General features: G+C 41.1%; 11 protein-coding genes. 8 read left to right on the top strand and 3 right to left on the bottom strand.

The window, feature by feature from the left end:
- Positions 1–36 precede the first annotated feature (36 nt).
- Positions 37–1,104 carry an NAD(P)H-dependent flavin oxidoreductase gene (locus DMB45_RS01710; protein ID WP_041503776.1) on the bottom strand — a complete coding sequence of 356 codons (1,068 nt, stop codon included), beginning with the start codon at positions 1,102–1,104 and terminating at the stop codon, positions 37–39.
- Positions 1,105–1,468: 364 nt separating this feature from the next.
- Here DMB45_RS01710 and DMB45_RS01705 point away from each other — a divergent pair, with 364 nt between their 5' ends.
- On the top strand, positions 1,469–2,467 hold the full coding sequence (locus DMB45_RS01705) for a PCMD domain-containing protein (RefSeq protein WP_041503777.1): 999 nt from the start codon (positions 1,469–1,471) through the stop codon (positions 2,465–2,467).
- On the opposite strand, the gene lgt is transcribed toward DMB45_RS01705, so the two are convergent.
- A complete protein-coding gene (gene lgt / locus DMB45_RS01700) occupies positions 2,464–3,297 on the bottom strand; it encodes a prolipoprotein diacylglyceryl transferase (protein ID WP_041503778.1) in 834 nt (277 codons plus the stop codon). The genes DMB45_RS01705 and lgt overlap by 4 nt on opposite strands.
- Before the next feature lie 168 nt (positions 3,298–3,465).
- On the opposite strand from lgt, the gene DMB45_RS01695 reads away from it, so the two are divergent.
- The 6 genes from DMB45_RS01695 (at position 3,466) to DMB45_RS01670 (ending at position 7,928) form a co-directional block, all read left to right on the top strand.
- On the top strand, positions 3,466–4,962 hold the full coding sequence (locus DMB45_RS01695; protein ID WP_041503779.1) for an IMP dehydrogenase: 1,497 nt from the start codon (positions 3,466–3,468) through the stop codon (positions 4,960–4,962).
- Between the two features lie 148 nt (positions 4,963–5,110).
- On the top strand, positions 5,111–5,599 hold the full coding sequence (locus tag DMB45_RS01690; RefSeq protein WP_041503780.1) for a YbhB/YbcL family Raf kinase inhibitor-like protein: 489 nt from the start codon (positions 5,111–5,113) through the stop codon (positions 5,597–5,599).
- A 77-nt stretch (positions 5,600–5,676) separates the two neighbouring features.
- Positions 5,677–6,048 (top strand): hypothetical protein, encoded by a 372-nt coding sequence (locus DMB45_RS01685; protein ID WP_110688382.1) that lies wholly within the window; start codon positions 5,677–5,679, stop codon positions 6,046–6,048.
- 85 nt (positions 6,049–6,133) lie between these two features.
- On the top strand, positions 6,134–6,448 hold the full coding sequence (locus tag DMB45_RS01680; protein WP_052634689.1) for a hypothetical protein: 315 nt from the start codon (positions 6,134–6,136) through the stop codon (positions 6,446–6,448).
- A gap of 189 nt (positions 6,449–6,637) precedes the next feature.
- Entirely contained in the window at positions 6,638–7,345 is a 708-nt protein-coding gene (locus tag DMB45_RS01675) for a hemerythrin domain-containing protein (protein WP_041503782.1), read from the top strand.
- Complete coding sequence (locus tag DMB45_RS01670) at positions 7,326–7,928, top strand: response regulator transcription factor (RefSeq protein ID WP_041503783.1); 603 nt, start codon at positions 7,326–7,328, stop codon at positions 7,926–7,928. Before DMB45_RS01675 ends, DMB45_RS01670 begins: the two co-directional genes overlap by 20 nt.
- 185 nt (positions 7,929–8,113) lie before the next feature.
- On the opposite strand, the gene DMB45_RS01665 is transcribed toward DMB45_RS01670, so the two are convergent.
- Positions 8,114–9,469, bottom strand: coding sequence for an MATE family efflux transporter (locus DMB45_RS01665; RefSeq protein WP_041503784.1), 1,356 nt, complete (start codon positions 9,467–9,469; stop codon positions 8,114–8,116).
- A gap of 154 nt (positions 9,470–9,623) precedes the next feature.
- Between DMB45_RS01665 and DMB45_RS01660 the strand changes: the two genes are divergently transcribed.
- Positions 9,624–12,821, top strand: a complete 3,198-nt coding sequence (locus tag DMB45_RS01660; RefSeq protein ID WP_041503785.1) for an ATP-binding protein — start codon at positions 9,624–9,626, stop codon at positions 12,819–12,821.
- Positions 12,822–12,830: the final 9 nt, after the last annotated feature.

Genomic DNA, 12,830 nt, shown 5'->3' with positions numbered 1-12,830 from the left:
TGACATATACCTATCTCCCTTCTATTTCTCAAGCAGTTACTTAGTCTTATTAAACTCCTCTATCAAAGCTTTAAAAGTCTCTTTTACCGAAGTAATGCAAGTCGCCCGAAAAGCATTGGCTCCCGCGAAGGCGTAACCGTTATCCATATTTCCACGAAAAGCATTATACAAAGCCGAAATAATACAGTAAGGGCTCTTACTGATATCACAGGTCTTAATACACTTACACATGCAAGTTTTAGGTTGTTTTTGTCCCTCTTTCACCTTTTGAATAAACTTACTGAATATCGCTCTTCCCGGCATTCCTACAGGACTTTTTATAATCTGAATATCATCCTGTTTCGCATCAATATAAGTTTGTTTGAAAGCATCCGAAGCATCACACTCTTTCGTGGTCACAAAACGTGTCCCCATCTGAACCCCCGCGGCTCCCATATCCATAAAATGCCGGATATCCTCTCCGGTATATATTCCCCCGGCAACGATAACCGGAATCTCCTGATGATAACGCTTCTCTATCTCCTTTATTTCTCCGATCACTTCCGGAAGAATATGTTCCAAATCGTAATGCTCATCGTTAATCTGCTCGTCTTTGAATCCCAAATGCCCTCCCGCTTTCGGGCCTTCCACGACAAAGGCGTCCGGCAAATAATCATATAAACTTTTCCATTTTTCGGCAATTACCCGGGCTGCCCGAGCCGAAGAAACGATAGGAACCAATTTCGTGGTACTCCCCTTCGGTAAGAAACTCGGCAAATTCAAAGGCAAACCTGCCCCGGAGAAAATAATATCGGCTTTCTCGGCAACAGCCGTTTTCACCATATCCGCAAAATTAGACATGGCGACCATCACGTTTACCCCGATTACTCCTTTCGTTTTCTCCTTTGCCTTACGCAATTCTTCTTTTAATCCCAATATGCTTGCTTCAATATAATCCTTCGATAAATTCCGATACAACAACCCCAACCCGGCACTCGAAATAACCCCGACTCCTCCTTCATTTGCAACAGCAGACGCCAATCCAGAAAGCGAAATTCCAACGCCCATTCCACCTTGTATGATAGGTATTGAAATGGATAAATTTCCAATTTTTAATGTTCGCATTTTACTAAAAAATTAAATAATATTTGACGAATGTACAATAAAATCTCGCTTAATTGCATTTTCTCGCTCACTTATAACATATTATTAACTATGTTTATACTCTCTTGCATTTATTCTCCATCGAAACGTATATTCAAAGACTCTTTAATTCACCCCAAAATTATGATTCAACCTCTATAAACATTACTATTTATCCCCACGTTTCAATCGACCTGTCAGAAACAGATACGATAAAGGCAATCTATCCGGAAAAAATAAAATGGATATTATTGTTTACTTGTGTTAATACGGCACGAATATTGCTCAAGTAACAAGCAATTTCATTTTTTCGTAGACCAAAAGGAGACATTAATTAGGGACCATTATGAGAAGAATTAAAGGCTGTTTTACGAGCCGTGTACTAAAAGGTATTTTGTGTTTAAATTTCGTTCTTTGGGGAGTTGCCGTCGGGAAGGCCCAAGACAGTTCTCATATAAAATCAATTCCGTTCGGAGACATGGACAACTGGTTAGTAAGGGTTATCGAAGAATCATTCGTTATCGGAGGAAAAACCAAAACTCTTCACGAAATAGCCCCTGCCGATACGATCAGGGGAGCCATCGCCTACCGTCACTCTTCACAGTCACCGTGGAGGACCTCCAATGTTATGGCCCACGTGAGCGGAATCACGAAATGCAGCAATACGGTTTTTCCCGAAAAAAGAGGAGAAGGGCAATGTGCCCGATTAGAAACCCGTATGGAAAATTGCAAGGTATTCGGCATCGTGAACATTACGGTATTGGCTTCAGGAACCATATTTTTAGGAGAAATGCTGGAACCCATAAAAGATACGAAAAATCCCCAGGCTAAATTAAACATGGGTATTCCGTTCACCGAACGTCCTTTGACGATGGTATTCGATTACAAAATGAAAACCAACGGTGATCCGGACCGAATTAAAGCTCCCGGCTTCGGAAGAACGACAAAAGTTCCGGGAAAAGATTGCGCCGAAGTGTTTATTATCCTGCAAAAGCGATGGGAAGACGAAAAAGGAAACGTGCATGCCAAACGAATAGCCACGGGTGTAGAGCGTTTCTCCGAAACGACCCCGGATTGGGTTAATAATCACTCGATCAAACTGATTTACGGGGATGCTTCCAAGGATTCCGGATTCCAACCTTATATGGATCTGATTCCGGCAGACAATTACCAATACTGCCTAAACAGCAAAGGGAAATCGGTTCCCATCATAGAGGAAGGTTGGGGAGATCCCGACGACACCCCTACACACCTTATATTGAAAATCTCTTCCAGTCACGGAGAAGCCTACGTGGGATCCTTAGGAAACACGTTTTGGGTAGACAATGTCAGATTCGCTTATTAAGCGGTCCGACCGGAAAGCGGTCTTTTCTTAAAGGCATAAATTAAAAAAACGATTCCGATAAGAATAAAAGGAATACTCAGCACCTGTCCGAGATCCAAAATCATCCCCTCTTCGAGCGGTACCTGCTTCTCTTTGACGAACTCGATACCAAAACGGGCGATAAATACTAAGGACAGCATCATACCCCAGTATAATCCGGGATATTTTCCTATGCCTGTTTTCCGGTAAAGTCCTATATTCAGAAAAAAAACAACCAAGTAAGCCAGGGCCTCATAAAGTTGGGCCGGATGACGAGGTATGGCATCCACCCGTTCGAACACAAAAGCCCCCGCCATCCCCGTCGGGATTCCGATCATTTCGGAGTTCATTAAATTCCCGATCCGGATGAAAGCCGCAGCCAAAGGCAATACGATAGCGATATGATCCAAGGTGCGAATGACCGGTTGGTGCCGACACACGGAATAAAGAATTAAGGCCACGACCAATCCCAATGCACCCCCATGACTGGCCATCCCCTGATACCCGGTAAACAGGTATCCGCCATCCGCTTTCGCCGTTATCGGCAAAAAAATCTCTAAGGGATGGGATAAAAAATAATCCGGTTCGTAAAATAAACAATGTCCCAAACGAGCCCCGACAAATAAACTTACCGTACTCCATACGACCAACAATTGTAAATTTACCCACGAAATACCGTTCTCCTGAAAAAGCTTTTTTAAAATCCACACGGACAACACCGTTCCGGCAATAAACGACAAACTATAATAATAGATAGGAATAGCCCCTATACGGATAAAAACCGGGTCTGCATCCCAATGTATATAACTCATCCCTTTTAAAATTTCATTTCAAAAATCGAATATAAGAAATTTCCAATCTATTCCCCTATATCTAAAAAAAATCCTCACCACTTAAAAACATTTCATGCAAAATGCTGAAAAATCCCTTGTATTGACTATCTTTGCACAATTTTTAATCATTTCGTAAAAGAGAATCATATGGCAATCTATTTAGACGATGTATCAAGAACTTTTGGAGAGTATTTACTTATTCCCGGTTTAACTACGAAACAGTGTATTCCCACCAATGTTTCCTTGAAGACACCTTTGGTGAAATTCAAAAAAGGCGAAAAGTCTGCGATTGAACTAAACATACCTTTTGTATCGGCCATCATGCAGGCCGTTTCCGATTCGGGATTAGCCATCGCGTTAGCCCGCCACGGGGGATTATCGTTTATTTTCGGTTCTCAGACCATAGAGTCCCAGGCGGAAATGGTTAGAAAAGTAAAAAAATTCAAAGCCGGCTTCGTTACCAGCGATTCCAACCTGACCCCGGAAAACACGTTGGCTGATGTTATTGCACTAACGAAAAAAACCGGACACACGACCATGGGTGTTACCGACGACGGTACTCCTAACGGAAAATTATTAGGATTAATTACCAGCCGGGATTATAGGGCTGAAAAAGATCCTGCCGACAGAAAAGTAAAAGAGTTCATGACTCCTTTTTCTAAATTAACCGTAGGTGAAGTCGGCATGACGCTTTCCGAAGCCAATCAAATTATCTGGGAACATAAACTGAATACCTTGCCGATTATAGATAAAGATCAGCATCTGGCCTATTTTGTTTTCCGGAAAGACTACGACAGCCATAAGGATAATCCGAACGAACTTCTAAACACCCGGGATAAAAAATTACTGGTTGGCGCCGGAATAAACACCCGAGATTACATGGACCGGGTTCCTGCCCTGATTGAAGCCGGAGTGGATGTTTTATGTATCGACTCTTCAGACGGTTTTTCCGAATGGCAGTCGGATACCATCAGATGGATCAAGGAGAAATACAACGGAGAAGTATTGGTAGGTGCCGGAAATGTAGTCGATGAAGAGGGTTTCCGTTATTTGGTAGATGCCGGAGCCGATTTCGTAAAAGTAGGTATCGGGGGAGGTTCGATCTGTATCACCCGCGAACAAAAAGGTATCGGTCGCGGACAGGCCACGGCCATTATCGACGTAGCCGCGGCACGGGACCGTTATTTCCAAGAAACCGGTATATATGTTCCCATATGCAGCGACGGGGGATTGGTACACGATTATCACATGGTACTCGCGTTGGCCATGGGAGCCGATTTCCTTATGATGGGACGCTATTTTGCCCGTTTCGACGAATCCCCCACCAAAAAGCTGAAAATCGGTAATAACTACGTAAAAGAATATTGGGGAGAAGGTTCAAACCGCGCCCACAACTGGCAACGTTACGACATGGGAGGCAGCGAATCGTTGAAATTCGAAGAGGGAGTAGACAGCTACGTTCCATATGCCGGTAAAATGAAAGACAACTTAAACGTAACATTGGGAAAAATCAAAGCCACCATGTGCAGTTGCGGGTCCGTCACTATACCGGAACTACAACGGACAGCCAAAATAACCCTGGTCTCTTCCACCAGTATCGTGGAAGGCGGAGCCCACGACGTGATCTTAAAAGAACACAATTGATAAAATCAATTATACGATAAAAACAGCTTTGGAAACAGAGCTGTTTTTTTTTATATCATTTTATAACTATCTCTCGGCTTCTTCTTACCCATACGTAACATTTTCACTCCCGATAAGTATCTATATACGGAATCATAAAAAGAATCATATGAAAAATGGAACATTTACATTAAGAAGCAATGACTTGGGAGGTATAGGCGTACTGGAACAAGCCCATCCCCGATGCGGAGGAGAAAATAAATCCCCTCAACTGTATTGGACCAATCCACCGGAAGGAGTGAAAAGTTTTGCCGTTACCATGTACGACAAAGATGCTCCCAGCGGAAGCGGATTCTGGCACTGGCTCCTGTTCGATCTTCCCCCCACGACCCGGGAATTACCGACTGATGCGGGAAACACATCCAAGCATATAGCTCCCGGCGATGCCATACAAAGCCGGAATGACGGCGGAAGTTACGGTTATAGCGGACCATGCCCTCCTCCGGGAGATAATTGGCACGCCTACGTGATTACGGTGTACGCTCTCGACATCCAGAAACTCCAATCGGATAAAGAGGCCCTTCCGGCACAGGTCGGCTTAGAACTATGGAAACATACGTTAGAAAAAGCATCTGTTATTTTTTATTACAAGATTTAATATATAATAACACAAAACCGATCTAAATCATTGGTTTTGTGTTATTTATTTTTTATATTTGGAACAAATACAAAATTATGGTCAGATTTATACTACATACGATTCTGATCCTGGTGGTTTCCCAATTAACCAACGTAGTCATGGGATTGGTGATGACTGAATCCGAGCAAGAGCATTTTCAGCAAATACTCATTCAGGCTGAGAGATACGTTCATGACCAAGAACATTATCAAAACCATTATAGCGACTGTATTCTTCCGCAACAAAACGGGATGTCTTTACGCCGTTCACAATTACCATCTCAGATTCGTATTCTTTTGGAAGGAATTCCCTTGGAATACGCATGTATAAATAATAATGATCATAATTTCTCTTACAATTACATTAAAACATCACAAGTTCGTGATTACAAACACCATTTTCACGAATTATGCAAACTACTGATTTGAAGGTTTTTATTCTGTTCGTATTACCCTTTTTCTTTTAGGAGAAAAAGATTCATTTTTATTAACAACACACACTATAAAAGCCGACATGAAAACAAATCTATTTTCAAAAAGCCGGAAAGAACAAAATTATGCCTTGTTCTTCGAACCGGACGAATTACCTCGTTTGCAATACCTTCTGGAGACCAAACAATTCATTAATCTTTCCAGACTGAGCCAATACGCGGAAGACAACACGGGAATAAAACTTGAGATTTCCCTGACGAATAGAGGGAAACGCGCTACCGTACAACTCTTCGAATACATCGTACTCTCGTATGTAGCCGTATCACCCGTCATGACTTTCCGAAACAAGGAAGCTATCGCTCTCTCCGGTGCTGTCATTCCGGAAACCGATAAATAATAAAATAGGGAAAGGTCTGAAAAATTTCACCCATAACTTTGAACAGGGCCTAAACTGGACATGCTCATGAAACGTTTTCAGACCTTTCCCGTCCATAAAACAAAATCGCTCTCCATTTCGACTAAAATCGAATATTTTTCTTTTTATTTATTCTAAATAAATACTTATATTTGTCTCAAATTTTAACGTATGAAACATTTATTATTTTCTGAAAAGCAGAAACTGGCCGACTTGATCCATATCAATTTCAAATTGTTGTTAGTATTGCCCAGATTCGATATAAAATTAGGCTTCGGGGATAAAAATGTAGCGGAAGTATGCAAACAAGAGGGAACATCGACGGAACTATTCTTATTGGTATGCAATATCTATACTTTTGATGAATACTTTCCGAACCAAGGAGAGTTAAGTCAGATTCATATCGATGATCTGACCTGTTATCTACAAAAATCACACGATCATTACATAAAAGACCAAATCCCCGCTATTCAGGCTCAACTCGCAGAACTCGTTCGTTGTTACGATCCCAAGCAGGGAGCCCTGTTGACTCGCTTTTTCGAAGATTACCGGGCCGAAGTGGCCAATCACCTGAGTTACGAAGAAAATACGGTCTTTCCCTATATCTTGGATTTATTAAAAGGCAAATCCTCGGGCAATTATTCCATTGAACAATTTGAAGCAAATCACAGTAATATCGAAGATAAATTGAATGACCTAAAAAACATCATTATCAAATACTTACCGGGTAATTGTCAGCCCGATCTCCGAAATAAGATTCTTTTCAATCTTTTTTTATTGGAAGAAGATTTGAACAAACACTCGTTATTTGAAGATAAGATATTGGTCCCGTTTGTCCAACGATTAGAAAACCACAACAATGAACAGGAAAAAATATAAAATAACCCTTATAGAGCCCTCACCTATCGTCACGGAAGGTTTAAAAAAGATTTTTCAAACCCTTCCTGAATTTGAGATTCTCCATTGCTCTGAAGATTTATTTCATTTTTCCGAACATCCGACTGCTTCACTCCCGGATATCGTTATACTCAACCCGATCGTCATGGATTTTCATCGCCAACACGCCATAAAATCCATATTCTCTCAATATTCTCAAACTTTATTCATCGCCCTTTTGTATCATTATGTTTATGCTGACAATCTAAAACAATACGACGGAATGATCTCCATATATGATGACGGAACGAAGATCAATAAGAAATTACAACAAGCGATAGAGCATCAGGAAGCAACCCCCGGAAGTAGCAATAACTACGAACTATCCGACCGGGAAACGGAAATACTCATTTCAGTCGTTAAAGGTTTACAAAACAAAGAAATAGCCGACCAGCATCACATTTCAATACATACGGTTATTTCCCACCGAAAAAACATTTCCCGCAAAACGGGTATAAAATCAATCGCCGGTCTTACGGTCTATGCTCTCTTGCACAATCTCCTGGATCAAAACGAAATCGAATAACCCCCACAATCGGGGATAGTCCTAATAAATTTTCCCCACAAATAGGGATAGCATCGCAACGGGAATTCTCCCATCTTTGTCCGCAGAAAATAACACGATATCTCGGATTTTAGTAAGCCCTCTATATTTTGGAAGAGATAACACTCTCAAGCGAACCGGTTTAGCTCATTTCCGGTTCGTTCCTTTTATACCTCTTTCAGAAAAATCGCATGCCTCTTAAAATAAATCAACGTTCCTACAGCCGTCACGAAAGCGACAAAATCCGAGATGGGCATACTTCCCCAAACGCCGGTAATTCCCCAGTAACGGGGTAAGATCAACAAACAGGGTAATAGATACAATAATTGACGGGAAAGGGAAAGGAAAATAGAAACTTTAGCCTTTCCGATAGACTGGAAAAAATTCGTAATAACGATTTGAGCTCCCACGAAGGGAAACATAAGACAAGTAATTCTCAATCCCGCATTAGCCAGTTCGATCAACTGTTCATGACCGGTAAACATCCCCACGATCGCATGAGGAAAAATTTCGCTCATCAGGAATCCGAAGGTCATAATGGAAACTCCGGCATACAAAGCGATTCTCAACGTCTTTTTCACCCGATCGCCGTGCTTCGCTCCATAATTGTACCCCACGATAGGTTGCATTCCTTGTGTCAAGCCCAACTCGATCATCACGAAAAGAGTCAATACCCGATTTACAATACCGTAAGCCCCGATTGCTAAATCCCCCCCGTACGTCTTAAAACTATTATTCAAAATAATGACCACGGTACTCGCGCAAACATTCATCAGGAAAGGAGACATTCCGATAGAAAAAATACTCATGACAATCCGTTTCTGCAACTTAAAATAACCGGACTTAAAATGAATAAAACTCGATTTATTCAGGAAATGGCTTAAAATCCAGATTAATCCCAAACATTGCGAAAGGATCGTGGCTGTCGCCGCCCCACGAATTCCCCAATCGAAATGGAATATAAATACGGGTGCCAGAATGATATTGGCAAATACCGTCACCAGAGACGAGAGCATGGCTTTCTTTGGATATCCCGTCGCCCGCATGATATTATTCAAACCGATAAAAACGAAAGATATAGGATTTCCAAGCAAAATCACCTGCATGAAATCCCTGGCATAAGGAAGCGTATCCTGACTCGCCCCGAAAAAATGCAAAATAGGTTCTAAAAGCCACAAGGTAATTCCCCCGAAACAAAATCCGTTGATGGTACAAAGCAACAATACGTTAGTCAAGACACGAGTTGCTTTATCTACATCTTTTTGTCCCAAATAAATCGAGGTGATCGTAGCTCCCCCGACCCCGACCAAAGTAGAAAAAGCAATGACAAGATTCATCAACGGAAAGGTAATCGCCAATCCGGAAATAGCCAAAGGGCCTACCCCATGCCCGATAAATATACTGTCTATAATATTATATAAAGACGTGACCGTCATTCCGATAATTGCCGGAATTGAATATTGTAATAGTAGCTTACCAATCGGTTTGGTCTCCAATATGTGAGGAGTACTTGTCACTGACATATGTTCATTTTTATATTTCGAATCTGAAAAGTATTTGGATATTCAAGAAACGATCATCCAAAAGAGCATGTAAAGGTAATGAAAATAACAGGAAAACTGACTCATTATTTCCCGAATATTACCTATTTTAGTCGGGAAATTATATAAAGGTGATATGAAAGAAAACGAAATTGTACCGGATAAGCTGAAAGCTCTTTTAAATATGGCAAAATGGGGATGGTGGAAAGCCGATTTTCATGACAAAACATATACCTGTTCCAATTTCATCATAGATTTACTGGACCTAAAAGCCGATATCCTCCCTTTCTATGATTTCAAGGAGTTTATACGAGAAGATTATCAAGCACGTATCACCAATGAATTTGCTTTCATTTTGGCCCAAGACGTGTACGAACAAATATTTCCCATTCATACCAAATACGGTATACGATGGGTTCACTCCCAATTAGGTTTAAAAGAGAGAGACGAGAGAGGGCATCTCGTCGCATGGGGATTTCTGCAATGTATTGAAGACCAAGAAAAAGACACAGACAGAAAAGCATTAAACAAGGTCAATCACCTATTATACCAACAAAACAGTATTTCCCGTTCCTTACTCACATTTTTACAAACCGAAGAAATTTCAAGTGTCATTCTAAAAATACTATACGACATCCAGGAACAATTTAACGGGGATCGGGTATACATTATCGAATACGACCAGAAAGACATGACCCAACATTGTTTGTATGAAGTCTTAAACGATCGACTACCGCAAAATCAACAGGCCGACCTCTCTCTGCATATTGACGAAACTCCTTGGAAGAACCGGCAATTGATGAATTCCATTCCCATTATATTATCTAACCTGGATGAAATTCCACAACAAGGTTCAAAAGAGAAAATGCGCTGGGATGCCCAGCATATAAAATCCATGATGATGGTCCCCATGCTGTCCAAAGACCGGGTATGGGGCTATTTGGGCATCAATATAATGAAGGAGTACCGTTCCTGGAGCAATGAAGATTATCAATGGTTTGCTTCCATGGGGAATATCATCAGCATTTGTATACAATTATATCGTTCCGAGCAAATCGCACATAAGGAAAGAGAATATTTTGAAAATCTCTATCAATACATGCCCATAGGCTACATACGCATGAAATTGATATACGACGGCGAAGGAACTCCTATAGACTACATTTACCTTGATGCCAATCCGGCTTTTGAAGAAATCACGGGTAAAAATCGTCATCATATTATCGGTAAAAACGCCAGTTCTTTAAACTTTCCGATAAGTTCCCGCCCCTCTTTAAAAGAATTAACCGATATTCTTTCCGTAAAAAATTATTACGAGGCCAATTATTCTGTAAATAACGGTAATAAATATTGCCGCACCATCATCTATTCTCCCGGTAAAGAAGAGATCGTCGCTCTATTCTCCGATACCACAGAAACCGTAAATGCCCACGAAGCGCTGGATCGGAGCGAAAAAATGTTACGAAACATATATAAAAACATTCCCGTGGGCATAGAGATCTATGATAAAAACGGGATTGCCATCGATATCAACAACAAAGATCTGGAGATATTCGGATTAACCCGTAAAGAGGATGTTCTGGGGGTCAATTTCCTCGATAATCCGAACTTCACGGAAGAGGTCAAAGCCCAGGTTCTGGCCAGGCAAGAAGTGAATTATGTTGTCAGGTATGATTTCTCTAAAGTCAACCTTCACAAATATTACAAGACCAACTATCAAAACGCGATAAAGAATTTATTGATCAGAATAACTCCTCTATACGATAATAACGATCACTTTCAGAATTATCTCTTTATCGTTATCGATAACACGGAAATCTTGACAGCCCACAATAAAATTAAAGAGTTTGAAAATTTCTTTTCCATCATCGCCGACTATGCAAAAATCGGTTATTGCCGTTGGAATCAAGAAGAACAAAAAGGATTTGCCATCAGTCAATGGTTTAAGAACTGGGGGGCTTCCGAAGATTCTCAATTCGAAAATATCATCGGGGTATATCCGCACGTCCATCCCGAAGACAGACCGGAAATAAAAAAATTATACCGGGATCTCCTGAGCGGAAAGATAAACCGGATGCACAAAGAGGTACGGGTAAAAGACGATAACGGTAAATGGAAATGGATCAGAAGCGACATTGCTTCGAGAGCGTTGGAAAACAAACGTTATCTTGAATTGACCGGTATCAATTTCGACATCACCGAGATGAAAGAAATTGAAGCCAAATTAACGGAAGCCAAAATTAAGGCAGAAACATTAGACAAGTTAAAATCCGCTTTTTTGGCCAATATGAGCCACGAGATCCGGACACCTTTAAATGCCATCGTCGGCTTTTCCAATCTTCTTCTGGATACCTCCGAACAAGCCGAGAAACAACAATACATAAATATCATACAAGAAAATACGGATCTCTTATTACAACTTATTTCTGACATTCTCGACCTCTCTAAAATAGAAGCCGGCACATTTGAAGTCGTAAACGGTGATGTAGACGTGAATCTGTTGTGTCAGGAAATCATTCGTTCGTCACGACTGAAAACACCGGAAAACATCCAACTCGTTTTCGGGGATCATCAACCGGGATGCCATCTATTCAGTGACAGGAATCGTTTACATCAAGTCATATCCAATTTCATCAACAACGCTATAAAATTCACCTCTCGGGGAAGCATCACGTTAGGTTATCGTTTTACTCGCGACCAAATAGAATTTTATGTACAGGACACAGGTATCGGTATAGACCAAGAACACATCCACTCTATTTTCGACCGCTTCGTGCAATTAGACACGTTCATCCACGGGACCGGATTAGGATTAGCCATATGCAAAAGCATCGTGGAACAAATGGGAGGCACTATCGGCGTCGACTCCGAAAAAGGAGTCGGGTCGCGTTTCTGGTTTACCATACCTTACATTCCGTCACAAGCGACCGAAACGGAAGTCACGCTAACCAATACAATACAACCGGAAAAGAATTTGAATAAACCTACTATTTTAGTAGCAGAAGACACGGATAGCAATTATATATTGATCTCAACTATCCTCAAGAAAGAATACGCCGTACTCAGGGCATTGAACGGTCTGGAAGCAATAAAGATGGTGGAAGAGAGACATCCCGATCTGGTTCTTATGGACATAAAAATGCCGGATATGGACGGTCTGACGGCTACCAGACGGATACGGAAAAAACATATACACGTACCGATTATCGCCTTAACAGCTTTCGCTTACGACAAGGATCGGACAAAAGCTTTAGAAGCCGGATGTAACGAATACATCACCAAACCCATACAGGCTTCTCTTTTGAAAGGGATGATAAAAAGCTTTATTAATTAGAAGTAGCAC

The organism is Sanguibacteroides justesenii, assembly GCF_003204205.1.
Taxonomy (GTDB): Bacteria; Bacteroidota; Bacteroidia; order Bacteroidales; family Marinifilaceae; genus Gabonibacter; species Gabonibacter massiliensis.
Note: the sequence above shows the minus strand (reverse complement) of the source record. Positions and strands in the feature narration are given on the sequence as shown.